This window comes from Hoeflea sp. AS16 (assembly GCF_038900095.1).
Lineage (GTDB): Bacteria > Pseudomonadota > Alphaproteobacteria > Rhizobiales > Rhizobiaceae > Hoeflea.
This window is the reverse complement of the sequence record NZ_JBBMQQ010000007.1, coordinates 17,662-43,968: the sequence shown is the minus strand read 5'-3', so window position 1 is coordinate 43,968 and position 26,307 is coordinate 17,662. Positions and strand designations below refer to the sequence as shown.

31 protein-coding genes are annotated in these 26,307 nt (G+C 61.0%); 13 read left to right on the top strand and 18 right to left on the bottom strand.

The genetic code is table 11. The features are described from left to right. The first annotated feature begins 13 nt into the window (after positions 1 to 13). Complete coding sequence (locus WNY80_RS16560) at positions 14 to 865, top strand: cytochrome c1 (RefSeq protein ID WP_342888513.1); 852 nt, start codon at positions 14 to 16, stop codon at positions 863 to 865. A gap of 241 nt (positions 866 to 1,106) precedes the next feature. Further along, the gene (locus tag WNY80_RS16555) at positions 1,107 to 1,649 is read left to right on the top strand and encodes an adenine phosphoribosyltransferase (protein WP_342888512.1); all 543 of its coding nucleotides are present in this window, start codon (positions 1,107 to 1,109) and stop codon (positions 1,647 to 1,649) included. A 66-nt stretch (positions 1,650 to 1,715) separates the two neighbouring features. Here WNY80_RS16555 and WNY80_RS16550 read toward each other — a convergent pair whose 3' ends face one another. Both WNY80_RS16550 and WNY80_RS16545 read right to left on the bottom strand, forming a co-directional pair. Continuing rightward, a complete protein-coding gene (locus WNY80_RS16550; protein WP_342888511.1) occupies positions 1,716 to 2,207 on the bottom strand; it encodes a MaoC family dehydratase in 492 nt (163 codons plus the stop codon). Next, the gene (locus WNY80_RS16545; RefSeq protein WP_342888510.1) at positions 2,204 to 2,677 is read right to left on the bottom strand and encodes a MaoC family dehydratase; all 474 of its coding nucleotides are present in this window, start codon (positions 2,675 to 2,677) and stop codon (positions 2,204 to 2,206) included. Before WNY80_RS16545 ends, WNY80_RS16550 begins: the two co-directional genes overlap by 4 nt. Before the next feature lie 235 nt (positions 2,678 to 2,912). On the opposite strand from WNY80_RS16545, the gene WNY80_RS16540 reads away from it, so the two are divergent. Continuing rightward, complete coding sequence (locus tag WNY80_RS16540) at positions 2,913 to 3,119, top strand: DUF2892 domain-containing protein (protein ID WP_342888509.1); 207 nt, start codon at positions 2,913 to 2,915, stop codon at positions 3,117 to 3,119. Between the two features lie 109 nt (positions 3,120 to 3,228). On the opposite strand, the gene ychF is transcribed toward WNY80_RS16540, so the two are convergent. Together ychF and WNY80_RS16530 are read right to left on the bottom strand one after the other, a co-directional pair. Continuing rightward, positions 3,229 to 4,332 (bottom strand): redox-regulated ATPase YchF, encoded by a 1,104-nt coding sequence (gene ychF, locus WNY80_RS16535; protein WP_342888508.1) that lies wholly within the window; start codon positions 4,330 to 4,332, stop codon positions 3,229 to 3,231. Positions 4,333 to 4,427: 95 nt separating this feature from the next. Beyond that, on the bottom strand, positions 4,428 to 5,348 hold the full coding sequence (locus WNY80_RS16530; protein ID WP_342888507.1) for an AraC family transcriptional regulator: 921 nt from the start codon (positions 5,346 to 5,348) through the stop codon (positions 4,428 to 4,430). Positions 5,349 to 5,506: 158 nt separating this feature from the next. Between WNY80_RS16530 and WNY80_RS16525 the strand changes: the two genes are divergently transcribed. Both WNY80_RS16525 and WNY80_RS16520 read left to right on the top strand, forming a co-directional pair. Then, positions 5,507 to 6,265 carry an SDR family oxidoreductase gene (locus WNY80_RS16525; RefSeq protein ID WP_342888506.1) on the top strand — a complete coding sequence of 253 codons (759 nt, stop codon included), beginning with the start codon at positions 5,507 to 5,509 and terminating at the stop codon, positions 6,263 to 6,265. Between the two features lie 131 nt (positions 6,266 to 6,396). Continuing rightward, entirely contained in the window at positions 6,397 to 6,771 is a 375-nt protein-coding gene (locus tag WNY80_RS16520) for a hypothetical protein (RefSeq protein WP_342888505.1), read from the top strand. Positions 6,772 to 6,789: 18 nt separating this feature from the next. Here WNY80_RS16520 and pth read toward each other — a convergent pair whose 3' ends face one another. Together pth and WNY80_RS16510 are read right to left on the bottom strand one after the other, a co-directional pair. Beyond that, positions 6,790 to 7,527, bottom strand: coding sequence for an aminoacyl-tRNA hydrolase (gene pth, locus WNY80_RS16515; RefSeq protein WP_342888504.1), 738 nt, complete (start codon positions 7,525 to 7,527; stop codon positions 6,790 to 6,792). A gap of 33 nt (positions 7,528 to 7,560) precedes the next feature. Continuing rightward, on the bottom strand, positions 7,561 to 8,202 hold the full coding sequence (locus WNY80_RS16510) for a 50S ribosomal protein L25/general stress protein Ctc (RefSeq protein WP_342888503.1): 642 nt from the start codon (positions 8,200 to 8,202) through the stop codon (positions 7,561 to 7,563). Between the two features lie 154 nt (positions 8,203 to 8,356). On the opposite strand from WNY80_RS16510, the gene WNY80_RS16505 reads away from it, so the two are divergent. Both WNY80_RS16505 and chrA read left to right on the top strand, forming a co-directional pair. Next, positions 8,357 to 8,572: a hypothetical protein gene (locus tag WNY80_RS16505; RefSeq protein ID WP_342888502.1), complete on the top strand. Its 216-nt coding sequence runs from the start codon at positions 8,357 to 8,359 to the stop codon at positions 8,570 to 8,572. Further along, positions 8,569 to 9,873, top strand: coding sequence for a chromate efflux transporter (gene chrA / locus WNY80_RS16500; RefSeq protein WP_342888501.1), 1,305 nt, complete (start codon positions 8,569 to 8,571; stop codon positions 9,871 to 9,873). Before WNY80_RS16505 ends, chrA begins: the two co-directional genes overlap by 4 nt. A gap of 6 nt (positions 9,874 to 9,879) precedes the next feature. Here the strand turns inward: chrA and WNY80_RS16495 are convergent, their stop codons facing one another. From WNY80_RS16495 to lgt, 6 genes are all read right to left on the bottom strand, one after another. Next, positions 9,880 to 10,812, bottom strand: coding sequence for a ribose-phosphate pyrophosphokinase (locus tag WNY80_RS16495; protein ID WP_342888500.1), 933 nt, complete (start codon positions 10,810 to 10,812; stop codon positions 9,880 to 9,882). Positions 10,813 to 11,008: 196 nt separating this feature from the next. Then, positions 11,009 to 11,635, bottom strand: coding sequence for a hypothetical protein (locus WNY80_RS16490; protein ID WP_342888499.1), 627 nt, complete (start codon positions 11,633 to 11,635; stop codon positions 11,009 to 11,011). 122 nt (positions 11,636 to 11,757) lie between these two features. Beyond that, entirely contained in the window at positions 11,758 to 12,912 is a 1,155-nt protein-coding gene (locus tag WNY80_RS16485) for a Xaa-Pro peptidase family protein (protein WP_342888498.1), read from the bottom strand. Further along, positions 12,896 to 13,711 (bottom strand): peptidoglycan editing factor PgeF, encoded by an 816-nt coding sequence (gene pgeF / locus WNY80_RS16480; protein ID WP_342888671.1) that lies wholly within the window; start codon positions 13,709 to 13,711, stop codon positions 12,896 to 12,898. The genes WNY80_RS16485 and pgeF overlap by 17 nt, the downstream gene beginning before the upstream one ends. Before the next feature lie 106 nt (positions 13,712 to 13,817). After that, the gene (locus WNY80_RS16475; RefSeq protein ID WP_342888497.1) at positions 13,818 to 14,918 is read right to left on the bottom strand and encodes a class I SAM-dependent methyltransferase; all 1,101 of its coding nucleotides are present in this window, start codon (positions 14,916 to 14,918) and stop codon (positions 13,818 to 13,820) included. A 23-nt stretch (positions 14,919 to 14,941) separates the two neighbouring features. Next, complete coding sequence (gene lgt / locus WNY80_RS16470; RefSeq protein ID WP_342888496.1) at positions 14,942 to 15,775, bottom strand: prolipoprotein diacylglyceryl transferase; 834 nt, start codon at positions 15,773 to 15,775, stop codon at positions 14,942 to 14,944. Positions 15,776 to 16,015: 240 nt separating this feature from the next. Between lgt and WNY80_RS16465 the strand changes: the two genes are divergently transcribed. From WNY80_RS16465 to WNY80_RS16450, 4 genes are all read left to right on the top strand, one after another. Next, a complete protein-coding gene (locus tag WNY80_RS16465; RefSeq protein ID WP_342888670.1) occupies positions 16,016 to 16,324 on the top strand; it encodes an accessory factor UbiK family protein in 309 nt (102 codons plus the stop codon). A 335-nt stretch (positions 16,325 to 16,659) separates the two neighbouring features. Continuing rightward, a complete protein-coding gene (locus tag WNY80_RS16460) occupies positions 16,660 to 17,160 on the top strand; it encodes a YbjN domain-containing protein (RefSeq protein ID WP_342888495.1) in 501 nt (166 codons plus the stop codon). Between the two features lies 1 nt (position 17,161). After that, positions 17,162 to 17,974, top strand: a complete 813-nt coding sequence (gene proC, locus WNY80_RS16455) for a pyrroline-5-carboxylate reductase (RefSeq protein WP_342888494.1) — start codon at positions 17,162 to 17,164, stop codon at positions 17,972 to 17,974. Positions 17,975 to 17,998: 24 nt separating this feature from the next. Further along, positions 17,999 to 18,340: a tRNA-binding protein gene (locus WNY80_RS16450; RefSeq protein WP_342888493.1), complete on the top strand. Its 342-nt coding sequence runs from the start codon at positions 17,999 to 18,001 to the stop codon at positions 18,338 to 18,340. Between the two features lie 15 nt (positions 18,341 to 18,355). On the opposite strand, the gene WNY80_RS16445 is transcribed toward WNY80_RS16450, so the two are convergent. The 5 genes from WNY80_RS16445 to WNY80_RS16425 all read right to left on the bottom strand — a co-directional run bounded on the left by WNY80_RS16445 (position 18,356) and on the right by WNY80_RS16425 (position 23,980). After that, a complete protein-coding gene (locus WNY80_RS16445) occupies positions 18,356 to 18,994 on the bottom strand; it encodes a pentapeptide repeat-containing protein (RefSeq protein ID WP_342888492.1) in 639 nt (212 codons plus the stop codon). 99 nt (positions 18,995 to 19,093) lie between these two features. Beyond that, positions 19,094 to 20,476, bottom strand: coding sequence for an ATP-binding protein (locus WNY80_RS16440; RefSeq protein WP_342888491.1), 1,383 nt, complete (start codon positions 20,474 to 20,476; stop codon positions 19,094 to 19,096). 225 nt (positions 20,477 to 20,701) lie between these two features. After that, on the bottom strand, positions 20,702 to 22,555 hold the full coding sequence (locus tag WNY80_RS16435) for a methyl-accepting chemotaxis protein (RefSeq protein WP_342888490.1): 1,854 nt from the start codon (positions 22,553 to 22,555) through the stop codon (positions 20,702 to 20,704). Positions 22,556 to 22,796: 241 nt separating this feature from the next. Next, positions 22,797 to 23,504, bottom strand: a complete 708-nt coding sequence (locus WNY80_RS16430) for a response regulator transcription factor (protein WP_342888489.1) — start codon at positions 23,502 to 23,504, stop codon at positions 22,797 to 22,799. After that, entirely contained in the window at positions 23,501 to 23,980 is a 480-nt protein-coding gene (locus tag WNY80_RS16425) for a MarR family transcriptional regulator (protein ID WP_342888669.1), read from the bottom strand. Before WNY80_RS16425 ends, WNY80_RS16430 begins: the two co-directional genes overlap by 4 nt. A 261-nt stretch (positions 23,981 to 24,241) precedes the next feature. Between WNY80_RS16425 and WNY80_RS16420 the strand changes: the two genes are divergently transcribed. After that, entirely contained in the window at positions 24,242 to 25,132 is an 891-nt protein-coding gene (locus tag WNY80_RS16420; RefSeq protein WP_342888488.1) for a branched-chain amino acid aminotransferase, read from the top strand. 73 nt (positions 25,133 to 25,205) lie between these two features. Here WNY80_RS16420 and WNY80_RS16415 read toward each other — a convergent pair whose 3' ends face one another. Further along, a complete protein-coding gene (locus tag WNY80_RS16415) occupies positions 25,206 to 25,478 on the bottom strand; it encodes a hypothetical protein (RefSeq protein WP_342888487.1) in 273 nt (90 codons plus the stop codon). A 315-nt stretch (positions 25,479 to 25,793) separates the two neighbouring features. Between WNY80_RS16415 and WNY80_RS16410 the strand changes: the two genes are divergently transcribed. Then, positions 25,794 to 26,252 (top strand): Lrp/AsnC family transcriptional regulator, encoded by a 459-nt coding sequence (locus WNY80_RS16410; RefSeq protein ID WP_342888486.1) that lies wholly within the window; start codon positions 25,794 to 25,796, stop codon positions 26,250 to 26,252. The last annotated feature ends 55 nt before the right edge of the window (positions 26,253 to 26,307 follow it).

The following is a 26,307-nucleotide window of genomic DNA, read 5'->3' as shown; positions in this document are numbered from 1 at the left end:
AAGGATCTGAGATATGAAAAAGCTTCTTGCAAGCATCGTTCCGTTCGCTCTGGTCGCCATCATTGGCATGAGCCCGGCAGTCGCCTCGGAAGAGGAAGGTGGGACACCCCACTACCCGATTCATCACCTGAAAGAGCTGTCCTGGTCTTTCGCGGGTCCGTTCGGCACCTATGACAAGGGACAGCTGCAGCGCGGCCTCAAGGTTTACACCGAGGTTTGTGCAGCCTGTCACTCGATGAACCTGGTTGCCTTCCGGACGCTCGAGCATCTGGGATATTCCGAAGACCAGATCAAATCCTTTGCGGCCAACTACGAAGTTGAAGATGGTCCGAACGACGAAGGTGAAATGTTTACCCGGGCGGCTATCCCGGCAGACTATTTCCCGTCGCCGTTCCCCAACGAGCAGGCAGCGGCCTACGCCAACAATGGTGCGGTTCCGCCTGACTTCTCGCTGCTGGCCAAGGCCCGCTATGTCGAGCGCGGCTTCCCGCAGTTCATCTTCGATATCTTCACCGGCTACAATGAAAGCGGTCCGAATTATATCTATTCGCTGCTGACCGGTTACGAAGAGGCACCTGCAGGCGTCGATATCGCCGAGGGAACGCATTACAACCCGTACTTCATCAGTGCAGCATCGCTGGCGATGGCTAAGCCGATCGATGACGGTGCCGTCACCTATGATGATGGCGCACCCGAGACGCTGGACCAGTATGCACAGGACGTGGCTGCGTTCATGATGTGGGCGGCAGAGCCGCACATGGAAGACCGCAAGCGCACCGGCTTCATGGTCATCCTGTTCCTGGCGATCTTCTCGTCGCTGATGTACCTGACCAAGAAGGCCGTGTTCTCCAACAAGGAACACTGATAGCCGCCCTTGTCCGGGCCAAGTTCGAATGCGCCGCCTGCGGGCGGCGTTTTCATGTCCAGTGCTTGCTTCCCGTGACATGGGCAGTCCGGGGGAGGCCCTGTGCGCTCACACAAAGTGTTGCTGTGAGGCCGGTTGGCCTTGCCGGCAATGCCGGGGCGGCATGAAAGCGGCCTGCACAATAGCGGCTTGCACAGGGGCCGGGCCCGACGCACATTGAGACATCCATCCGGGAGCCAACATGTCTGAACTTGAAAACGAACTTCGCGCCTCCATCCGCACCATCAAGGACTATCCGAAACCGGGTATCCTGTTTCGCGACATCACCACGTTGCTTGGTGCACCGCGCTCCTTCCGGCGGGCGGTCGATGAGCTGGTGCATCCCTATGCGGGACTGAGGGTGTCGAAGATCGCCGGCATCGAGGCGCGCGGTTTCATCCTTGGCGGAGCGATGGCGCACCAGTTGTCAGCCGGTTTCGTTCCGATCCGCAAGAAGGGCAAGCTGCCGCATGACACCGTTCGGGTGGCCTACAGCCTGGAGTATGGTGTCGACGAGATGGAGATGCATACCGATGCGGTTGCAGAGGGTGAAAGCGTCATCCTGGTTGATGACCTGATCGCCACGGGCGGAACTGCTGAAGGTGCCGTCAAGTTGTTGCGCCAGATGGGCGCCAACATCGTCGCCGCCTGTTTCGTGATCGACCTGCCGGATCTGGGCGGGCGCAAGAAACTCGAGGATCTTGGCGTACAGGTGCGTACTCTGGTGTCCTACGAAGGCCACTGAGAGCGTCTACGCCTATGCTTGGCGCCCGCAGTGTGTAGCGCCAAGCAATTAACCCGTATCAAAGGGCTAGATATCGGCCTGTTCAGCCTCGGGAAGTCGGACCAATGCGGCTGAATCGAAACTCATCACCAGCTCGCCGGATTCGTTTCGGGCTTCGGAGGTCAGTTCGAGGACTGACCAGCCCGGCCTCGAATTGAGCGGGCGCGTGCCCCTGACCGTACGTGAATAGAAGATTTCATCGCCGGCATAGACAGGTTTGAACCATCTGAGATTGCGGATGCCGGGCGAGGGGCCGAATTCAGGCAGCACACGGCCTTCTGCCTTGGCCTTTTGTGCCTCGCGGGCGCCTGCGGCGATGTTGAGCTTCATCCAGGTTGCTGCGGTTTGCCAGCCCGATGCGCACAGGCTGCCGAACACGCTGTGCTTTGCGGCTTCCGCATCAACGTGAAAGCGCTGCGGATCGAATTGCCGGGCAAAGGCAATGATGGATTCCTCGGTGAAGACATAGCTGCCCAGTTCCTGGCGGTCGCCGGGTACGAAATAGGGATCGTTTGTCATGAGCTGGGGCTCTCCGGATTGCGCAGGCGGATCATCACCGGGTTCTCCGATTCCAGCACGGTGTCGCCCTTCTGGTTTCGCAGTTCGTGCCTGAGGCTGACAATGCCAATTCCGGGCCGGGACTGCGATTGCCGGCTGTCGAGCACGCGGGTTTCACCCGACAGGACATCACCGGCGAGCACCGGCTTCTTCCATTTGACATAGTCGATCCCGGGCGCGCCTTCCGCGGCGGAGCGCAGCAGGTAGGAGTCCGTCATCATCCGCATCATCATGGCGCAGCTGTGCCAGCCGGACGCGGCCAGGCCACCCAGGATGGATTGCCTTCCGGCCTCGGCATCCAGATGCATCGGCTGGGCATCATATTCCATGGCGAATGCGATGATTTCGTCTGCCGTGACATGCTTGGGTCCGAGCGGAAACACGGTTCCCGGCGGCATGTCCTCAAAATGGAGAAGGTTATCGTCTGGCATGGAATGGACCGCTTCTTCAATGTTGGATGCCGCGCAACCTAGTCGATTTCATTTAGGTGTGAAAGGTTTTCAGTGGCTTGGCGGTCAAATTGCCGCTGCCTGCGGAAGAGGGGATGAACGCTTCCGGCATGACGCAAATCGCGGTGATTGATCCTTGTCAAAGCACGCGGCGATTTATTTGATAATCAATATGTATTCCGGCATCGCGTCCGGTCACGGAACTGGAGTTACGGAAATGTTCAAGAACAATGTAGGCGCTGTTGATCGCACGCTTCGCGTTATCGCCGGTCTGGTGTTGCTGGGGCTGTTTTTCATCTACCCGGACGCCTCGTGGCGCTACTTCACGCTGATCGGCATCATTCCGCTGTTTACCGGTCTGTTCGGCACCTGCCCGATCTACTCGATTTTCGGGATGTCGACCTGCCCGCACAAGAAAAGCTGACAAGCCTGCTTTCATCGAGCAGCCGGATACAGCCTTGAAACCAGTTCCGCGGGTTGGTGCCCGCGGGACTGGTTTTGACTGTCCGGTACTTGCTGCGTTGACAGGCGCTCTAGGTGTTGAAGCGGAAGTGGATCACGTCGCCATCCTGGACCACGTATTCCTTGCCTTCGTCACGCGCCTTGCCTGCCTCCTTGGCAGGGACTTCGCCGCCAAGGGTGACATAGTCGTCGTAGGCGATGGTGAAGGCGCGGATGAAGCCGCGTTCGAAATCGGTGTGGATGACGCCGGCGGCGGCAGGTGCCTTGGTGCCGCGCTCGATCGTCCAGGCGCGGGTTTCCTTGGGGCCGACGGTGAAATAGGTGATCAGGTCGAGAAGCTGGTAGCCGGCGCGGATCAGCTGGTCGAGGCCTGCCTCGTCAAGGCCGAGGGCCGAGAGAAACTCCTTGGCTTCATCGTCAGGCAATTGCGCGACTTCGGATTCGATGGCCGCGGAGACGACGATGCTTTCGGCCCCCTGTTCGGCTGCCATCCTGGCAACAGCCTCGGTGTGGGCGTTGCCGGTTGCGGCATCTTCCTCGGAGACGTTGCAGACATAGAGTACGGGGTGCGAGGTCAGCAGGTTGAGGCCCTTGAGGATTGCGAGATCCTCGGCAGACAGCGACTTGAGCATGGTGCGCACAGGCTTGCCGTCCTGCAGCAGCTTCAGTGCGGCTTCCATCATCGGCAGAACCGTCATGGACTCCTTGTCCTTGGCGGCGGCGCGCTTGCGGGTCTGGTCGGTGCGGCGCTCGAGGCTTTCGAGGTCGGCGATCATCAGTTCGGTCTCGATGGTCTCCGCGTCGCCAACCGGGTTGATGCGACCCTCGACATGGGTGATGTCGTCGTCTTCAAAACAACGCAGCACGTGAACGATGGCGTCAACTTCGCGGATATTGGCCAAGAACTTGTTTCCGAGGCCTTCGCCCTTGGAGGCGCCGCGCACCAGGCCCGCGATATCGACGAACGAGATCCGGGTCGGGATGATTTCCTTGGAGCCGGCAACCGACGCAAGCTTCTGCATGCGCGGATCGGGCACGGCGACTTCACCGGTGTTGGGCTCAATGGTGCAGAACGGATAGTTGGCAGCCTGCGCGGCGGCGGTCCGCGTCAGTGCGTTGAACAGTGTGGACTTGCCGACATTGGGCAGCCCGACGATGCCGCATTTGAAACCCATGGAATTGGTGTCCTTCAAGTAGATACTTGCGGGCTTTGTATGGATGTGACGTGCCGCGTCAAGGGGCTGACAGGCGTAAACGGCGAACACCAGCCTTAAAGCGTTGCAACGCGGTCAGAACGCTGCCCCGAGGCGATGTCCGGACGGCGGACATCATTGCGGGGAGGCGTGCCGAATTTTCGCGAATACTCGCGGCTGAATTGCGTGGCGCTCTCGTAGCCCACCTCGTAGGCGGCGGAAGAGACCGATGCGCCATCGGCGGTCAGAAGCCTACGCGCCTCCATCAGCCGCAGATCCTTCTGGAATTGCAGCGGGGTGGTTCCAGTGAGCTGCCTGAAATGCTCATGAAAGGAGGAGGGGCTCATGCTTGCTTCTTCGGCCAGGCTGGCGACGGCCAGGGGCACGCGGAAATCGGTCCTGATGCGGCCAATAGCGCGGGATATCCGGCTGGCATGGCTGTCACGCTGCATCAGCTGGCGAAGCATGCCGCCGTGGCTGGCGGTCAGCAGGCGGAAATGGATTTCCCTGAGGATCAGCGGACCCATCACCTTTGCCTCGACAGGATCACGGGTGAGGGCAAGATACCGCGCAAGTGCATCGACAAGCCTGCTGTCGGTGACGTTGGCGGTCAGCGTGCTTGGCTTCCGGTCGTCCAGCGCCGGCTTTCCGACTTCATCGCAAAGGCTGCGGATGATTGCGATGTCCAACGCGACGATGATTGCCAGATACGGCGATTGAGGGCTGGCCTCGGTGACGCGCGCCATGACCGGAACGTCGTGACTGACGATCAGCGACTGCCCCGCACCAAAGACAACCGACCTGTCGCCGATGCTCACTTGCTTGCGGCCTTGCAGGTTCAGGCAGATCACCGGGTGGTAGACCGTTGCCTCGAAAGCACTCGGTTTCGTCTGCCGGTGGACAAACAGGCCCTCGAGCGCGGTCTCGCGACCTTTAACGCTACCGGCATCATCGCCGATGAACTCATCCACGCTCCTGGCCAAGTCCTGCAGTGTCATGAGGCTTCCTTTCGCCAGACAGGGATACGCCTTTGGGATAAATACGTCACGCTCTGAATCGAAATTCTGGAGGATCGGGCAGAAGTTGCGGAGAATCCGGCAGGCTGGATGGCGATGTGGCGGCTAGATTGGGGTCACCTCAAACCATGGAGCATTTCATGAGCCAATCAATCGCACTCATCACCGGTGGCAGCCGCGGCCTGGGCCGCAACGCCGCGCTGCATCTCGCGCGTCAGGACACCGGCGTCATCATCACCTACCTGTCGCGGGCGGAGGAAGCCGCAGCCGTCGTCGCGGAAATAGAGGCGTTGGGCGGCACGGCGGCGGCGCTGCAACTCGATACCGGAAGTACGGCGCAATTTGCGGCATTTGCCGGTCAGCTGCCGGACACGCTACAGAGCCTCTGGGGCCGACGCACATTCGACTTTCTGGTCAACAATGCCGGCATGGGCATCAACGTGGCCTTTGCCGACACCACGGAGGAACAGTTCGACCGGTTGATGAATGTTCACGTCAAGGGCGTGTTCTTTCTCACCCAGCACCTGTTGCCGCTGATTGCCGATGGCGGGCGCATCCTCAATGTGTCTTCCGGCCTCGCCCGGTTCAGCTTGCCGGGATACGCCGCCTACGCCACCATGAAGGGAGCGATCGAGGTCCTGACCCGGTACCAGGCCAAGGAACTGGGATCGCGTGGCATTTCGGTCAATGTCATTGCCCCGGGTGCAATCGAGACCGATTTCGGTGGAGGCGCGGTGCGGGACAATCCGGATGCGAATGCCTTCGTGGCCAGTGTGACCGCGATGGGGCGGGCCGGACTGCCCGACGACATCGGCGGTGCGATCGCCAGCATCCTGCTTGGCGACAACCAGTGGATGACCGCGCAGCGGATCGAAGTGTCTGGCGGCATGTATCTCTAGGCGTGACCGCCGGAACCAGAGGTGTGGCGGGGGTGGTGCCAGGCATCAGCCCCGTCAGCATCAGGTCCGGTCAACCTGATGGAAAGACATTTGTGCAATCCTGCAGGCTGTCCGACCCGGGAGAGACCAATATGGAGACCGAGCTCGCCACTTGGCATTTCGTCGTTGCGGGGATCTTCTTTGCGCTTTTCGGCGTGATTTTCCATGTCATACGGGCGGTGTTCAACGTGTTTCCGGACAAGCTGTCGGACACGCCCGCGGTCAACATACTGGTGTCGGGCGGTTATGGCTGGGCCGATTATCTCTGGGGCACCGAATATGACGATGCCGGCTATTACCGTCTCGACAGTCTGAAGAATCTCAGGCTGTCGGTGACATTCTCGGTCTTCGGTGGTCTTGCCGCGATGGTGCTGATCGATGGCGCCGGGCTTGGCATTGCTACCCTGATCGAAGCCGGTATCGGCGGCTTTGTCGACCTGTTCTGGCAGCGCATCGCGGAACTTTAAGCGGGGCCGTTCGGCAGCTCAGTCCTTGTTGCCAAAGAGCTTCTTGAGCATGTCGGCCATCGGGCCGGATGTCGGCAGCGTTTTGGGCTGGGCCGAATTGCGGGCCTGACGGATATGGGATTTTCCTGCCGGCGCCGTTTTTCCGCCGGCAGCAGGTGTTTTCTCGGGCTTGGCTGGCTTTGGCGCTGCCGTGCCGGTGGCGAGTGCGATTTTGTTGAGAAAGCCTGCGTCGTCGCCTTTTGCGATCAACTCCGCATTGTCCGCAATGGCATCAAGCAATGGCTCGAGCCACTCCTGATCCGCCTTGGCAAAGTCGCCCAGCACGTGCGGGTTGACCCGGTCCTTGTGGCCGGGATGACCGATGCCGATCCGCAAGCGCTTGTAGTCCTTGCCGCAATGTGCGTCGATCGACTTGAGGCCGTTGTGGCCACCATTGCCGCCGCCGACCTTGAGCTTGATCTTGCCGGGGGCAAGGTCGAGTTCGTCGTGAATGACGATGATGTCGGCAGGCTTGAGCTTGTAGAACCGCATGGCTTCGCCGACGCTGTCACCTGACAGGTTCATGAAGGTCATGGGCTTGATGAGCAGGACTTTTTCGCCGGCAAGCGTGCCTTCGGCGATTTCACTGCGGAATTTTTTCGAAAATCCGGAAAACGAATGGCGGCGGGCAATTGCGTCCGCCGCCATAAAGCCGACATTGTGCCGATTCCTGGCGTATTGAGGGCCGGGATTTCCAAGTCCTGCGATGAGCAACATGGAGCCTGACCCTCAAAACCCTGCCAAGATGGCTTATTCTTCGGTTTCGCCTTCTGCAGCCTCTTCGGCATCGTCAGCGCCAGCGGCGTTGTCGTCGCTCTTCAGGCCGGCAGGTGCTGCGATGGTGGCGATGGTGAAGTCGCGATCGGTGATCGTCGGCTCAACGCCCTCAGGCAGATTGACGTGCGAGATGTGGATGCCGTCGCCGATTTCCAGACCGGTAAGGTCGACCGTGATCGAATCCGGAATGGCGTTGGCCGGGCAGTTGCACTCGACCGTGTGACGCACGACGTTGAGAACGCCGCCGCGCTTGAGGCCGGGGGACTTCTCTTCGTTTTCGAAGTGAACCGGAACTTCCACGGTCACCTGGGTGTTCTTCGACACGCGCAGGAAATCGACATGCATCAGGAAGTCACGGACCGGATCCAGCTGATAGTCCTTGGGCAGCACGGAGTGCTTCTTGCCGTCGACATCAATGGTGACGAGGGTGGTCAGGAAACCGCCATCGTGAATCTTCTTGGTCACATCCTTGCGCGAGAGCGCGATGGAAACAGGGTCTTTGTTGTCACCGTAGATGACAGCAGGAATCAAACCGTTGCGGCGAAGTTCACGGGCGGACCCCTTACCAACCTGTGCGCGCGCCTCGGCCTTCAGCTCATATGCAGCATTGCTCATGGCATAACCTTTCGAGGTTCTATATGGGGCTGCTTTCCGGTCGCCGGCTTGCACCGGTCCCAAAAAACATCAAGCGCCGTTTCCGGCGCCTCATCCGCGTTGCCTCCAAGGGTGTCTGCACGGACGGGCGTGCTATAGCGGAGCAACCGGCCGAATGCAAGAGATCGGGCGGCTGTGTGCGCATGCCGGGCTTGGCGGACACCGGTTTTCGCCCCAACGGCTGGGCTTTTCTGCGGAATTGTCATCAATGGAAGATGATGATCTGGCATTGCTGGGAAACGGCCTGATGATTTTCAACGCACTGTTTGCCGGGTGCCGCGATGCCAGCCACGAGACTCACACCTGGACGCCGGGGGAAATTGCATCATGAGTTCCATATCGTTTCCCTCATGGTCCGAGATGTTGCGCGTCTTCGGGCGCATCGGGTTGTTGTCCTTCGGCGGTCCTGCGGGCCAGATTGCGCTGATGCACCGGGAGCTGGTCGACGAGCGCGAATGGCTGGATGAGCCACGGTTTCTGCATGCGCTGAATTTCTGCATGCTGCTGCCCGGTCCCGAGGCGATGCAATTGGCCGCCTATGCAGGCTGGCTATTGCGTGGCGTTGCCGGAGGGCTGCTGGCCGGACTGCTGTTTATCCTGCCGGGTTTTGCGATCATCATGGGGTTGTCAGCGACCTATTTCCATTATGGCGATCTGCCGCTGGTGGCCGGGGTTTTGTTCGGATTGAAGGCCGCAGTGCTGGCGATCGTGCTGGAGGCGCTGATCAAGGTTTCCAAACGGGCGCTCAAGTCCCGGCTTGCCTGGGTGCTGGCGATTGCGGCGTTTGTCGCCATCGCCTTCCTGAAGCTGCCGTTTCCGCTGATCGTGCTGGGGGCAGGGGTGATCGGCATTCTTGCTTCTCGAGCCGAGGTTTCTGCCGATGTTGCCCAAACGGAGGAACCTGCCGCCGACTTGCCCGGATTGACCGGGACGACACTCAAGACCGTGCTGGTCTGGGGCATGATCTGGCTTGTGCCGCTGGCCATGCTGCTCCTGCTGCCCGGTGTTCCCGATACTTTTGCGGCCATGGCGGTGTTCTTTTCCAAGGCGGCTATTGTCACCTTCGGCGGCGCCTATGCGGTGCTGGCCTATGTCGGCCAGCAGGCGGTGGAAGTGTACGGCTGGCTGATGCCGGGCGACATGCTGGCCGGCCTCGGTCTGGCGGAGACCACACCGGGACCGCTGATCCTGGTGCTGGTGCTCGTCGGTTTTCTCGGCGGGGCGCGCGAAGCGGGGCTGGATCCGTTCACGGGAGGGCTGTTGGGCGGCACGCTGGCGCTGTTCTTCACCTTTGCGCCGTGCTTCCTGTGGATTTTTGCCGGTGCGCCGCATATCGAGCGGCTGCGCTCGGTCAAATGGCTGACGGCGGGATTGTCGGCGATCACCGCGGCCGTGGTCGGGGTGATCTCAAATCTGGCGGTATGGTTTGCGCTGCACGTGCTGTTCGGCCGTGTGGGGGAGGCGCAGTTCTGGCCCTTTACCCTGCCGGTGCCCGATCTTGCGAGCCTGGACATTGCCGCGCTCGCCATCGCACTGGGTGCGGGCGTGGCGCTGCTGCGGCTGCACATCAATCTGTTTGTGGTTCTCGGGGCCGCGACACTGGCAGGCGTCGCGGTCACATTGCTGGCCTGAGCGGTATCAGTCGAACAGGCTGGAGACGGATTGTTCGGCGGCGGTGCGGTTGATGGCCTCGCCGATCAGGGCATCCGTTGAGATCACGCGGATGTTGGGTGCCGACTGGATTTCCTGCGTCGGCTGGATCGAGTCGGTGATCACAAGTTCTTTGAGCTTGGAAGACGAAACGCGTGCCACCGCACCGCCCGAGAGCACGCCGTGGGTGATGTAGGCGGTTACCGAATTTGCGCCGTTGTTGAGCAGCGCCTCGGCGGCGTTGCACAGGGTGCCGCCGGAATCGACGATATCGTCGATCAGGATGCAGTCCTTGCCGTCAACTTCACCGATGATGTTCATGACTTCGGATTCGCCGGGGCGGTCGCGGCGCTTGTCGACGATGGCGAGCAGCGAGCCAAGGCGTTTGCCCAGTGCGCGGGCGCGAACCACGCCGCCGACATCGGGCGAGACAACCATGACATTTTCCAGCTGATACTTGGCCTTGATGTCGCGGGCGATCACCGGGATGGCGAACAGGTTGTCGGTCGGAATATCAAAGAAACCCTGGATCTGGCCGGCATGCAGGTCGAGCGTGAGAACGCGGTCGGCGCCTGCCTCGGTGATCAGGTTGGCCACCAGCTTTGCCGAGATCGGTGTCCGTCCGGATGCGCGGCGATCCTGCCGGGCGTAACCGAAATAGGGAAGGACCGCGGTGATGCGTCTGGCAGATGAGCGACGGAAGGCGTCGATCATGATCAGAAGTTCCATCAGGTGGTCATTTGTCGGATAGGAGGTGGACTGAAGGATGAAGACATCCTCGCCGCGCACATTCTCCTGGATCTCGACGAATATCTCCTGGTCGGCGAAGCGGCGGACGCTTGCCTTGCCCAGGGGCACGTTGAGATAATTGCAAATGGACTCCGCCAAACGCCGGTTCGAGTTTCCTGCGAAAACCTTCATTTGGGACCGCCTGTTTTTTCGGCCGCGTCGCTCCATGCGCAGGATCACGCAAGGGGACGGGGCGCCAACCCGTTGGCCCGCGTTTTAGCGGGCGTTTCGATGATTGCAAGCGTGCATCGCCGCGCGGCGTAATTTTTTTGTTAAACTTCTTGAAAAGTGACGCCGTCAAAGCACAGCTAAGCCGGCTTGGCGACCGTCAGAGACCGCGCCATGCCGCATAGTCGGCCAATGTGCGGCTGGCGATTCGCTCCATCACATCTGCGGGCACGGATGCCCACGGATCGCCGCTGCCGCCGGGGAAGATTTCCTGTCCCTGAATCCGGCTCAATCTGTTGCCGGCCGGGTCCAGTATGTCCCAGACGTAGAACACGGTTGTCTGGCCATCGAAATTGTCGGCGGAGAAATAGCCCTTGAGCACATGATCGCCACCCGGATCGGAGGCGCTCAAGATCGCCAGTCCGCGATTGCGCGCTTCCACCGCCAACCGGCGCGACAATGGCGTGACGGCGTTCACCGGAGCGCCGATGACCGGCATGAAGCGAATCTGGCCCCGCACCTGGCCTGCGGGCAGGGCCGCCTGTGTCTGGCTGGCATTGGGCTGAGTTCCCGGAGCCTGGGCTCCCGGTGCCTGGGTGCCGGGCAGCTGGGTACCGGGCGCCGCCGGATTGGCGTTGCCCGCAAACGGGTCAACCTCACCAGGCGTCATCGTGTCTGTCGCTGGCTGCTGATCGCCGGGAATCGGCTGAAGCGTCTCGGTGCTGTTGCAGCCCGCGATCATGACGGCCAACGCCCCTGCAATGCCGACAATTTTGATGCGTTGCATCATGTTTCCCGCCCGTTTCCCGTGCTTGTTATGAAATCCCGGAGGCAGACCTGTCAATCGTTGACGGGTCCGGCGCATGTGGCGACTGGTCAAGAGACAAGTCACTGCCGAGGTGGAGGACCCTAGGAGGCGATGATCAGATCAAGAGATTTCGCCGACAGGGACTCCGGTGCATCTTCCGTGGTCAGATAGGTCTGTCCCAGTGTCATGGCGGTGCCGGATTCGGAATCCATGATGATCATGTGGACGAAAAGCGTCATGTCCGGGGCAATCTCGAGCGGGTTTCCGGTGTGGAACATCTGGTGCTCCATCCAGCTCGGGGTAAATCGCGCGCCCACCGAATAGCCGCAGGCGTTGAGCCGGTGCCGGGTCAGCCCGCGCTCGTCCATCACGTCGGCATGGGCATCGAAGACCTCGCCAAACGTGGTGCCGGGTCTGAGGATCGCGGTGATGGCGTCCAGTGACAGCCTGCAGGCCTCGTAAAGCTCGACATGGCGGGGTGTGGGTTCGCCGATGATGACGGTGCGCATCATTGGCGCATGGTAGTGGGCGAAAACACCGGCCCACTCGAGTGTCAGCTGGTCTGTCGCCGTCAGTTGCCGGCGGCCTGCCTTGTAGCGGCACAAAAGCGCGTCTTCGCCGGAACCGATGATGAATTCATTGGCCGGGTAGTCGCCGCCACCGGAAAACACCGCGCCCTGCATGGCGGCCAGAATGTCGGCTTCACTGGCTCCAGGCCTGACCAGCGGCAGGGCGGCATCAAGGGCAGCGTCGGACAATTCGGCGGCGCGCCTGGCGTAGGCGATTTCCTGGGGGCTCTTGAACAGCCGCAAGCGGCTGACGAGATAGGAGGCGTCAACCAGTTCGGCGAAGCTCTGCAGCTGGTTGTCAAGCTTGCGGCAATTGGCGCCGGTCAGTCCGTGGGTGTCGTATTCGACGCCAATGCGCTCGCCAAGCAGATCGAGGTCGGACAGCAGGTTCTTCAGATCCAGCGCCGGATCGGCATTGGTCCGGTCGGTCCAGACGACAATCTGCTCGATGTTCGAGGTCTGGCGGGCCTGGCGAAGGTCCGCCGAACGGGTCAGCAGGGTCATAGATCCGTCGGCCTTGACCACCAGGCACTGGAAGAAGCAGAAGCCGAAGGTGTCGTAGCCGGTGAGCCAGTACATGCTCTCCTGGGCGAACAGCAGCATGGCGTCGAGTTTCTCCTGACGCATGCTGGCCGTCAGTTTCTCCAGACGGGCGGCGTATTCCTCGCGTTCAAAATGCAGGGCCATGGGCGTCCTCCTTGATGGCGATGGCGGAGATTTGTCGTCCGTAATCCGGTTCGTTTCGATGGGTGGACCGCCGGTAGGAATACCAGGCCTCCTCATCGGCATAGGTGCAGTCAGAAAGCATGTCGGCTGTCAGCCCGGCCTTGCGCAGCCGGTCGACGGTATATTGTTTCAGGTCGAACAGGGCGTGCCCCGGTTTGGCCGAAGCCTTGAAATAAGTATCGTTGCGGGCACCCTGTTGCAGGAAACGATCAACGAACTCGGGCCCGACCTCGTAGTTTTCCTGGCTGATGGAAGGGCCAAGAACGGCAACGATGCGCCCGGTGTCGGCGCCGAGGCCCAGCATGGCTTCAATCGTGCTTTCGAGCACGCCGTCAAAAGCGCCGCGCCAGCCGGCGTGGGCCGCGCCGATAACGCCGGCTTGCGCATCGGCAAACAGCACCGGGCCGCAATCGGCGGTGAGCACGCCAAGCACCAGGCCGGGCGTGTTTGTCACCAGTGCATCGGCCTCGGGGCGTTCGTTGCGGTTTTCCGGCGTCGCGATCTGGACGCGCGGCGAATGGACCTGATGCACCGTGACCAGCCGGTCGCTATCAAGGTCGAACCAGCGGCTGACCCGATTCCGGTTCTCGAGCACGTCGCCCCGGTCATCGCGTGAGCCCAGTCCGACGTTCAATCCGCGGTAGAGTCCCTTGGAAACACCGCCAGTGCGGTTGAAGAAACCGTGGGAAATCCGGCCATCTGTGGATATGTCATCGAGAAGTGCGCTCCGCACGGGGCGCGGGGAGCTGCGGTCAACCATCATGATTTGCTCCTCCCGTTGGCCCAGAGGGCGAGCCGAATCCGCAGACTTTGCTCGACTGCGTGCAGATGGTGGCCATCCGGGCTGCTCCTGTCAATTCATCAGCTCAAGCGGTCTGGGGATCAAAGGGGGCGAGCCTGACCGGACTGCCACTGATGGCGAGCACCTTGAACAGCGCCCCCATGCGGCCTTCGCCCTCTCCGGCGAGCCGGTTGACGGCGTCGCTGATGGTGGCCTGGGTCAAGCTGTCACGCCCCGACCCGAGCGCGCCGGCACGTTCGACGATCCCCAGACCGAGGAGAAAATCGCCCTGGTTCATGGTCCGGTGCACATGGGCGCCAACTGCCATGGCGGCCTCGGCCAGTACCTGGAAATCGACATGGCTTGTCAGGTCAGCCTCGCCCGGGCGCGCCAGCGGCGGATCGAACTCATGCCGGTGAACGGCTTGCAAGGTGTCGCCGAAACCGGTGATCGTGTGGCCGTAATCGATGGTGAGCGCGGTGCCGCCATCGCGCACGATCTTTGCCGCCACGGACTGCATGACGGCTGATCTGGCCGGCGAGATTTCGAATATCGCGCCTTCGGGCACCGCAGCCTCTGCGATTGGCAGCAGTGTTGTGTCGAGCCCGCCGGGGCCGAGGCCGAATGCCAGTTTTCCGTTGTCGTCGAGCCCGACCATGCGTTCGCAAAAGCCTTGCGGGGTCTTGACGAACTGGCGAATGGGAATGGCGTCAAACAATTCATTGGCGACCATCAGGGTGAAACCGGCCGGGATCTCCTCAAAGGCATCGTGCCAGCTTATCCGCTTCTTGATCCGGACCAGGGTCTGGCGCTGCACGTTGCGCAACCGCTCGCTGGTCTCGACCATGTGGATGGTGGCGCCTTCATAGAGTTCGGGCGCAAGGCGGGCGATAACCCGCAAGGCATCCGACATCAGGGTTCCGCGGCCTGGGCCGATTTCGACGATCCGGACCTTTTCCGGAGCCCCTTGCGCACGCCATGCCTGCACCAGAAAAACGCCGACCATCTCGCCGAACAGCTGCGAGATTTCCGGGGCGGTGATGAAGTCACCGGACTGGCCGAAGGGATCACGGCTCTGGTAATAGCCATGATCCGGATCGGCCAGGCAAAGGGAGAAGTAATCCGATATCTTGAGCGGACCTGTCTGCTGGATCAGATTGGCAATTTTCCTGGCGAGCGGCGTCATGGCGGGAACCTTTCCGGGCTGGCTCAAGCGCGCGATCTGGCGGTGGCGACGGCCCAGATGCCAATGGCGAGCATCGGCAGGGACAGCACCATGCCCATGGTCAGCCAGCCGCCGGCGAGATAACCGATCTGAACGTCCGGCTCCCTGAAGAACTCGACAAATATCCGCGACAGGGCATAACCAATGACGAAAAAGCCGGCGACCGTGCCGGGCCGTTTCAGGGCCTGGCGGCGATAGATCAGCCAGGCCAGCATGGCCAGCAGCAGCAGGCCTTCGAGCCCTGCTTCATAGAGTTGTGTAGGGTGACGCGGGAAGGGGCCGCCGGTGGGGAAGACGAAGGCCCAGGGCATGTCGGTCAGCTTGCCCCAGAGCTCGGAGTTGATGAAGTTGGCCAGCCGGCCGAAGAACAGGCCCACGGGCACAACCGCACAGACCACATCGAACAGGTTGAAGATCGGGATGCTGCGTTTGCGGGCAAACAGGATCATGGCGACCAGGGTTCCGAGCAGGCCGCCATGGAACGACATCCCGCCATTCCAGATTTCCAGGGCGCGGACGGGATTGGCCGAAACAGCGGCGAAATCGTAGAAGAGTATATAGCCGATGCGTCCGCCGGCAACGATGCCGACCGTTGCCCAGAGCAGGAAATCATCGATGTCGAGCGCTGTCATGCGCGGCCCGTCGGCCGGCCACAGCCTGGTGTTCTCGACAAGCTGGCGGGCGTAGCGCCAGCCCAGCAGGATGCCCATCACGTAGGCAAGCCCATACCAGCGCACCTGCACGGGACCGATGGCAAAAATCACCGGATCAATGTCCGGGAAGGCCATCAGCGACAACAGCGTTGCGGTATGCTCCAATGCGATTTCCTTCCTGTCTGGCCGGGGTATATATGCTTTCCGATCAGCGTCGCCATGGTTACAGGGCAGTTATTCTACCCGTTTTCCGTACATAATTGATCCTGTGGCATGCCATGCAGGCTTTGTGCAAGCCTTGCGCCGCATGGTTTGGCTTGCAAGTCGCCGCCGGAATGCTTACCTCAGACCTGTTGACTGCCAAGGCCCAACCGCCCGGATGAACCCGAAACAGGGATGACGATGATGAACAGCGGATCGAACAGACTTCTCGACGAACTTGCCAAGCTGATGACCGATGCGGCGGGTGCGGCGCAGGGAGTCCGGCGGGAAATGGAAACCGCGATGCGCAGTCAGCTCGAACGGCTTCTCAATTCGATGGACCTGGTCAAGCGCGAGGAATTCGAAGCGGTTCGCGACATGGCGATCAAGGCGCGCGAAGAGAATGATGCGCTTTCGGCACGGCTCGATGCGCTCGAGAAAAAGCCTGCGACGGACGGTGCGGAAGCCGGAAAATCGTCCGCAGCCAAGAAGGCCCGGTCCAAGGACGCCTGAACGGCGATTGTACCCAATTTTTTTTGCACAGGTTATCCACTGGACCGTGAGGCTCAAAAAGCCTTTTGCGTGAGTCAGTTATGAGTCACGGCGGAATCAGTTTGGCAGGTTGGTCCACAGGCTGCAGCTGACAAAATGCTGCTGGGGGACTGGCGCTCGGACTCTGCATTTATACACTGATTCTAAATGATGATTCGGAACGGGCGGCAAAAAGCCCCGGCAGGAGTCGCAAGTGCGGACGCCCCGGGACGTGGGTGAATCATGCGTGGATGAGGTGGTTGTCTGGTTGCCGTGAGAGCGGTTCTCCAGGCGCTTGAAATAAAGCTAGGTGGGGCATGAATCTCAGTAATATCGAATTCGAACGGCACTCCAATCCGGTAGACATGATCGAGTTCGTGGCGGCGTCTAACGACTGGACGTTCGAGCGGTCCGGCGAGCACGAAATCGCCATGACGGTCGAGGGGCACTGGACGGATTATCACGTGTCGTTTTCCTGGATGGAAGACTGCGAGGCGCTGCACATCGCCAGCGCCTTCGACATCAAGGTTCCCGACGTTCGCGTCACCGAGGTGATGCGGCTTCTGTCGCATGTCAACGGCCAGGTGCTGATGGGGCATTTCGACCTGTGGCAGCAGGAGCATGTGATCATCTTCCGCCAGTCGCTGCTGCTGGCCGGCGGGGCCGAGCCGACCAACCGCCAGGTCGAGGTGCTGCTGTCGAATGCGCTCGATTCCTGCGAAGCCTATTTCCAGGCGTTCCAGTTTGTCGTCTGGTCGGGGATGGACGCCAAGTCGGCGATCACGGCGGTGATGTTCGAAACCCGCGGCGAGGCTTGAAATGATTTCTTCCGCCAATCCTCTGGTTCTTGTCGGCGCCGGGAACATGGGCGGCGCGATGCTCAATGGCTGGCTGGATGCGGGAACTGATCCCGCTTCGATCGTGGTGATCGATCCGAAGCCGTCAGAGGCGATGGCGGCCCGGCTCACAGCCGCCGGGGTCCGGTGCGAAAGCTCCGTACCCGAAGGCCTGACGGCAGGCATCCTGATGCTGGCGGTGAAGCCGCAGATCATGGACGCCGTACTCGAAGGATTGACCGGGCTGGTCGGTCCGCGGACCGTGAGCCTGTCGATCGCCGCGGGCAAGACCATTGCCTATTTCGAGGAACGTCTCGGCGGTGCAATTGTCCGCTCTATCCCGAACACGCCGGCCATGGTCGGCCGCGGCATTACCGGTGCGGTTGCCAATGCGGCGGTCAGTGCCGAAGCCAGGGACGAAATCGACCGGTTGCTGTCGGTTTGCGGTCCGGTCGAATGGGTCGAGGACGAAGCCCTGATCGACGCCATCACGGCGGTCTCGGGCAGTGGCCCGGCCTATGTTTTCTATCTCGTCGAGTGCATGGCGGAGGCGGGACGCAAATGCGGCCTGCCGGCGGACCTCGCCATGCGGCTCGCGCGTGCGACCGTCACGGGGGCCGGTGAACTGATGCACCGGTCCCCTGACGGCGCAGCTACGCTGAGACAGAACGTCACCTCGCCCAATGGCACCACCGCTGCGGCGCTGGCGGTGCTGATGGCGGAAGACGGGATCCAGCCGGTGTTTGACAAAGCGCTCAAGGCTGCGGCCGACAGGTCGCGCGAGCTGGCTGGCTGAGCAAAGCTGACGAAGAGATTTCCCATGACAGAGACGATCAGCTGGAACGATTTCGAGAAGGTCGATATTCGTACCGGAACAATCATTGCCGCCGAGCCTTTTCCCGAAGCGCGCAAACCGGCAATCAAGATGCGGATCGATTTCGGTCCCGAGATTGGCGAGAAGAAATCCTCGGCACAGATCACCGAGCACTACACCCCCGATGATCTGATCGGGCGGCAGGTGATGGCGGTGGTGAATTTTCCGCCACGCCAGATCGGCCCGTTCATGTCGGAAGTGCTGACGCTTGGATTCCTTGATGATGAGGGCGCTGTGGTGCTGGCATCGGTCGACAAGACCGTCGCCAACGGTTCGCGGCTGATGTGAGCCTTTGCCGGCCCTCTAGATAACCTTGAGACCGAGACCCGAAAGCAACCCGGCGGCCTGGTGCTTTGAAATGATGGCGCCCTTGAACCGGGCGGCATCGGCAAGGCTGAGGTTGCCGAGATCGCAACTGCGCAGATCGGCACCTTCGAAGCGGGCGTGGATCACGTTCGCATCGCGCAGGCTGCAGCGTGTAAGGATTGCTTCGCGGAAGTCCGCCTCGGTCAGGTCAGCGCCTTCGAAATCTAGCTCTTCCAGTTCGGCCCGGCGGAACGACACTCCGCGAAGCTGGGCGCTGACCAGCAGGCAGCGCTCGAAGCTGAGGCCAAGCGTGCGCGCGGCAATGAGCTGCATGCCGGTCAGCCTGCAATCCTGAAACAGCGCGGCCGACAGGATCGCCCGGGTCCAGTCCGTATTGTTGAGATCGCAGGAGACGAACCGGGCGTCGGTGAGATCGCAGGAGGAGAAATCCGCGCGTGCAGCGCGGCAGCGAACAAACTCGCAACTGTTGAAGTCGATCCCCTTCAGCATGGCTTCGGCGAGGTTCCAGCCGACAAAACGAACTGGTTCGCCATGGAACCGCAGGGCGGCCTCGATGTCATCCCTGGTGGCAAGCACAGCCGGATCTGCGGCAAGTTCAACACACGTATCGGTCAAGCGGAAATGAACCTTTCAGATTGAAGCGTCTTGTCGGTCGCGGCCGCGCATGGCCGCAAACAACGTGGAATTGATATCGTCCTGGCTGGGCGGGTCCCGTCAAGCGGGCAGACGCACGGTGGCGCGCAAGCCTCCCATGGCGCTGTCCGACAGCATGACATCGCCGCCGTGGCTGCGGGCGATATCGCGCACGATGGCAAGCCCGAGGCCGGTGCCGGTTTCATCCTGATTGCGTGCCGCGTCAAGACGGTAGAACGGCCTGAACACATCCTCGCGCGCATCGACGGGAATTCCGGGGCCGTCATCGTCGATGGCGATGGTCAGCCATTTGCCGCGGTTTACCGCTTCGATCGAGACCTCATCGGCATGGCGGCAGGCGTTGGAAACCAGGTTGGTCAGCAGCCGGTCAAAGGCGTTCGGCCGGACATTGATTTCATCGTCGCCCTGCACCGACACCTTCACCGTGGCCCCACGCAGGCGTCCATCAGCGGCAACCTTTTCGATCACGGTGTTGAGACTGACCGTGCCGACGTCCTCCTCGGCTTCGCCGCGTGCGAAGGACAGGTAGCTGTCGAGCATCGACTGCATGTCGTCGATGTCCTTGTTCAGGCCGTCAAGCTCCGGACCGTCTCCAACCAGCGCCAGTTGCAGGCGGAACCGGGTGAGGATGGTGCGCAGGTCATGGCTGACGCCCGAGAGCATGGCGGTGCGCTGCTCGAGCTGGCGTTCGATGCGTTCGCGCATCTTGATGAAGGCAATACCGGCGCGGCGCACCTCGTCGGCGCCACGGGGACGAAAATCATCGGGCATGCGCTGGCCCTTGCCGAAACTCTCCGCCGCCTGGGTGAGTTTCAGGATCGGCCGGATCTGGCCGCGCAGGAACAGGATGGCGATGACCAGCAGCACCAGCGAGGTTCCGACCATCCACAACAGGAAGATGTGGGTGTTGGAGGCATAGGCCTGGCTGCGCTTGGCAAAGACCCTGAGGATCTTGTCCTCGAGCTTGATGCGGATCTCGACGATGTTGGAATTGCCGACGGTGTCGATCCAGAACGGCAACCGGATCTGGCGGGTGATCTCTTCCGACAGGATCTGGTCGAGGATCGAGAAAAACGGTTTTGGCCGCGGGGCAGGCAGATCGCCTAATGGCTCGATGGCAATGTTCAGTTCCAGCCGTTCGCGGGCGATGCGGGTGATCTGGTCATAGCTTGCGTCCTGCGGGAAGGTGGCGAGCACATCGATGATGGCGGCAATGTCACGGGTAACGGCCATGGACAGCCGCTGGGTCACCGTCTGCCAGTGGCGCTCCATGAACACGAAGGCGATGACCGATTGCAGCAAGACCATCGGGATTATGATGATCAGCAGGGCCCGGGCATACAGCCGGGTCGGGATGCGCTTGGTGAACCAGCGCGTGAAGCGGCGCAGGCCGTTTGGCGGATAGCGCTCATATTCCCTGCGGATGGAATCCATGCTGGTCATGTCGGTCTGCCCGGTTGCCTCGTCGGGCGGTGCCTGTCACGGCGCGCGCCTTGAGCCTTTATAGCCAAGTGGATGGGCAAAGAGCTACAGGGGTCGGCGAAATTGATGCCATGGTTCCGGGCAATTTCCGGTCTGGCTGCGACGGAACAAGAAAAGGCCCCGCAAGCGGAGTTGCGGGGCCTCATATCGTGATGCGGCAGGTGAAGTGCCGCATCGGTGTTTTTGTCAGGCGGCGCGGGCGGTCCGCGGTGCTGCCTGGCCGGTTCCAATATCGAACTGATCGACCATGCTGGTCAGCTTCTGGGCGCTGCCGGCGAGCTTGTGCATGACAGCGGTGGCTTCCTCGACCATGGCGGCGTTCTGCTGCGTGACCTGGTCCATCTGATTGACCGCACTGTTGATCTCGCCGAGACCGGTGGTCTGTTCGCGGGCGGCGGTGGCGATGGAGGCAATATGCTCGTTGATCGCGGCAACCTGCTCGGAGATGGTGCCGAGCGCTTCGCCGGTTTCATTGACCAGATGCACACCGCTTGCGACTTCCTCGCCGGATTTGGTGATCAGCCCCTTGATGTCCTTGGCTGCACTTGCCGAGCGCTGTGCCAGTTCGCGGACTTCCTGGGCGACCACGGCAAAGCCCTTTCCGGCTTCGCCTGCACGGGCGGCTTCGACGCCGGCGTTGAGCGCCAGCAGGTTGGTCTGGAAAGCAATCTCGTCGATCACGCTGATGATCTTGGAGATCTCGCCCGATGCCGATTCAATGCGCGACATGGCATCAACCGCATTGGAGACGACGCCGCGGGAATTGACAGTGCTGCTCTGGGCCTTCTCCGCCATGTCCCTGGCTTCCTCGGCGCGGGTGGCGGCGCTGCGGACGGTTGCAGTGATTTCGTCAAGGGCAGCCGATGTTTCCTCGAGCGAGGCGGCCTGCTGCTCGGTGCGGCGTGACAGGTCGTCGGTCGCTGCCTGCATTTCCGATGCGCCGGCGTTGATCTCGTGGGTCTCGCCGCGCAGTTCCGCCATAGTCTGGCTCAACCGGTCGGCTGCGTGGTTGAAATCGGTGCGCAGTTTTTCGAATTCACCCGAGAACGGATGGTCGAGGCGGACCTGCAGGTTGCCGTTGCTGAGTTCGCTCAAGCCCGAGCCGAGTTCCCTGACCGCAGCTTCGGTTTGCTGGTCGCGGGCGGCTTTCTCGTCCTCGCGGCGCTGGCGTTCGGCTTCGGTCTGTTCGCGGCTGCGCACGGAATCCGATTCCAGCGCCAGTTTTTCGACTGCGCCATCGCGCAGAACGGTCAGTGACCGGGCGAGAGAGCCGATTTCATTGCGCTGCTCCTGGCCGGGCACTTCGATATCGAGTTTGCCCTCGGCCAGTGCGTGGGCGACGGAGGTCAGCCGCGGGATGCCGCCGAGAACCTGCCTGGTGACAAAGGTTGCGATGGCGGTCGCAGCCAGCAGTACCAGGATGGCGACAATGCCGATGGTCCATGCCAGTTCGCTGGCCATCGCATCGATCTCGGCCGAGCGGACACCGGCGTAGAGGATGCCGATTGTATCGCCGGCGGGCGAATAGATCGGTTCATAGATGGTGTAATAGGGCGTTCCCAGGATCACAGCTTCGCCGCGAAACGTCTTGCCGCTGGTCAGAACCGGATAAACCGCACCTTTCTGGCCAAGCTGCGTACCAACCGCACGCTTGCCGTCAGGCTTGATGATGTTGGTGGTCTTGCGCCAGAAATCCTTGGTCTCGGCATCCCAGGCAAAGATCGTCACCGTCTGGCCGGTCATGCGGCCGATGGTGTCGATCATCTCATGGCTTTCAAAGCCGGTCGGGATCGATTCCATTTCGATGCGCTGGACGTTGCCGTCCTTGGCCCAGGTTATGGTGGTGCCGGGAAGGTCGCGTGCCACGATGGTCGCGGCAGTGCGGAGGCTGGCGTTCTGGCTGTCGATCGCCTGGGCCTGGATGCGGCCGCTGATATTGGCGGAGACCGCCAGTTCGACCACACCGAGTGCAATGAGAAGAATAGTAACGGTCATAACCGTAACGGTTTTGACCACTCCGAAACGTGAAAATATTGACATGTTGTTCCCCATAAATTTGGGGGATAGTCACCCGGGAATGGTTAAGAAATTCCCACATTGGCACAGCTATATACATAGCATATTTACTATTTGTGTATTCGGTCGCGCTCGCCGGAATTGATCTTGACCAGCGCAAGAGAAATGAAGGGCTTTTCTGCAAGCAATGCGGCTTCAATATTTCTGTATCCGAATCCGTTGCTTGGTGAGCCTGCCGCACGTTGCAGGTGCAGCCAACAGAACCTTACACCTTGGTCTCGACGCTTAGCCGATAGCCAATCCCGCGCACGGTCTGCAGCCAGACCGGATTGGCAGGATCGTCCTCGATCTTGCGGCGCAGACGGTTGATCTGCACGTCGATGGTGCGTTCACCGACTTCGATATCAGCGCCCACCAGTTCATGGCGGGGAACGGTGTCGCCGGCATTCTCGGCGAAGGTGACCATGATCTCGCGTTCCCGGTCGGTGAGGCGGACCGGTTCGCCGGACTTCTTCAGCTCGCGGCGGGCAATGACGAAGGTGTAGGGGCCGAATACCACCTGTTCGACCTTGGGTGTTGCCGGCTGGCCGCCGCGCTTGAGGATGTTGTTGATCCTGAGCACCAGCTCGCGCGGGTTGAAGGGCTTTGCCAGGTAATCGTCGGCGCCGGCCTCGAGTCCGTCGATGCGGGCTTCGCCTTCGGCAAGTGCGGTCAGCATCAGGATCGGCACGGTCTTGATCTCGCGCAGCGAGCGGGTCAGCGACAGGCCGCTTTCACCGGGCATCATCACGTCGATGATGAGAAGGTCGAAATCGATGCCTTCGAGCTTGCGGCGGGCTTCGCCGGCGTCGGCGGCCGTGGTGACCCGAAACCCCTGCTCGGTGAGATAGCGCGAGAGCAGATCACGGATGCGGGTGTCGTCATCAACGACCAGCAAATGGGCCGCGTCATCATCGGGCAACGGGTTTGTCATCGCTCTTTTCCCTCAATGGTGTCGTCCTGATCATCCGCCGCTCCACGGGTGACCGGGTTGATCATGCCGGAAAGGAACGTCTTGACCGCCGCACGTCCGCTTTCCCCCAAGCCTTCCATTGCATGGTCGATACGGCAAGACTGTGGCCTTGCCAGCGCCAGGGCAAGTTCGCGTCCCCGCTCGGTGGGGAAGAGGCGGCGTTGCCTGCGGTCCTCGGGGCCTGCAACCTGGGCAATATAGCCGGAATCGATCAATTGCTTGAGCACCCGGGCCAGCGATTGCTTGGTGATTTTCAACGTGTCGAGCAATGCGGCAACGGTCAGGCCCGGTTCGCGGTTGACGAAGTGGACGACACGGTGATGCGCCCGGCCGAAGCCCGACTTGTCGAGGATCGCGTCGGGGTCGGAAATGAAATCGCGATAGGCGAAGAACAACAGTTCTATGATCTCGAAATCAATACCGTCGGTTTCTCCCATCGGACGGTCGAGGATATGGTCGGATTCGGGCTTGATTGCGTCGTCACGGCTCATGGCGACTTTTCCTTTCGAATATGTCAGCTATGTTGACATAAATTGGCGCAATTGCTAGCGTCGATTTGCGCGCGAGGCAAACTGGCCTTGCCCGCCGGCTTGCCAATGCCCGTTTCCTGCGCCCCGATCAGGCGCTTGCGCCACGGTCACCGACACCGGCTTCAGACAAACCATTATCACGGCGGCATATCGCCTGGAGGAAACCTGATGGCGTCCGTACCTTTTGACCAGCTCGAAGGCGAAATCTGGTTCAACGGCGAGTTCGTGCCGTGGAAAGATGCGAAAGTTCATGTCCTGACCCACGGGCTGCATTATGCCAGTGCCGTGTTCGAAGGCGAACGCGCCTATGGCGGCGAGATCTTCAAGCTGACAGAACACACCGAGCGGCTGCACACATCCGGCGAGATCCTCGGCTTCAAGATCCCCTACAGCGTTGCCGAGATCGATCAGGCCTGTGTCGAGCTGCTGGCACGGCAGGGGTTCGAGGACGCCTATGTCCGGCCGATTGCCTGGCGCGGATCGGAAATGATGGGCGTTTCCGCCCAGGCCAACAAGATCAACCTGGCGATCGCCATCTGGCAATGGCCGAGCTACTTCAAGCCGGAAGAGCGGATGAAGGGCATCCGCCTCGACATCGCCGAATACCGCCGGCCGGATCCGCGCACTGCGCCGTCCCGTTCCAAGGCTGCGGGCCTTTACATGATCTGCACGCTGTCCAAGCACCGGGCCGAGGAGCGCGGCTATGCGGATGCGCTGATGCTCGACTGGCGCGATCAGGTGGCGGAAGCCACCGGCGCAAACGTGTTCTTCGTCAAGGACGGCAAGATCCACACGCCGACACCGGATTGCTTCCTCGACGGCATCACCCGCCGCACCGTCATCGATCTTGCAAAAAGGCGTGGTTACGAGGTGATCGAACGGGCGATCATGCCCGACGAACTCGAAGGTTTCGAGCAATGCTTCCTGACCGGCACCGCGGCCGAGGTGACCCCGGTCTCCGAGATCGGGCCGTACAGCTTTTCAGTCGGCGAGATCGCGCAGAACCTGGTCAATGATTACATGGCCGAAGTTCAGCCGAAGAAGGCCGCTGCCGAGTAAGCAGCTTCTGACGGACAAAAAAGGCGGCGTTCCCGAGGGAAGGCCGCCTTTTGCCGTTTGTGAAATTCAAGGGCTACTTCTTCATGCTGCTCATCACCATGCCGACAATGCCGGCCAGCACGCCGCCACCGGCCACGCCGCCGACTGCATCTCCGAGCACACCTGACAGGGCGCCCATGTCACCGCCAAGAACGCGGAGCAGAACACCGCCACCGACGCCGCCGATGGCGCCGATTATGGAGCGGCCAACAGGGCTCAGCGCTGCCTGTTTCAATGCAGCGCCGACAGCATTGCCGCCGATTGCACCGCCGACAAGTTGTATAATAATGGGAAGAAGAGCTTCCATTTGACACAATCCCTCTTGTTGATTGCTGTCTTTCCAAAACAGCAACTCAAGATTGACGGTGGAATAGATCCAAAGTCAATTGCAGCCTGTTGATAGATCTGGCGATTGTTGTGCCGCGCCGCTGGTGACACGACAGCGCCTGGCGGGACAGGCCATCCTGTTTCTTCTCGTTTGTTCACACAGATTGTAAGCGTCTGCGCTGGTTGACTGTCACTGACGATGCTGCATATTCGTCGCAAGACGTATGGATCAAGCGCGGTATAGGGAAGTTGTCCGCACAGCTCGTGCGCAAGATGATGGAAATGGGTGAGTGTCGTGCATCTGGATGAATTCGACCGCAAGCTGCTGCGGCTGTTGCAGGAAGATGGGCGGCTGACCAACAATGAGCTGTCGCAGGAGATCAACCTGTCTGCCTCGCAATGTTCACGGCGGCGTACCCGGCTTGAGCAGGAGGGCTATATCCGCGGCTACCGGGCGGATCTCGATGGCGAGAAGCTTGGCATCGGCATCGTCAATCTGATCACGGTGACGCTGGCGACGCACAACCGGGACAATGCGCAACGGTTCGCGCGCCTGATCGGAGGGCTTCCGGAAGTTCTGGAAGCCTATTCGCTGACCGGAGAGATGGACTACATCATCAAGGTCGTGACGCCGGACCTGCGCAGCCTTTCAGCTTTCGTCAGCGATGTGCTGCTGCCGCATGAATCTGTCCAGCATGTCAAAACAGCGATCGTGCTCGACACGTTGAAAGAGGGCGGAGGGCTTCCGGTTTGAATGCGGCGAGCCTGATGGCGTGGATTTCATCCCCGCGCGCATTTTTTCGCTGCCG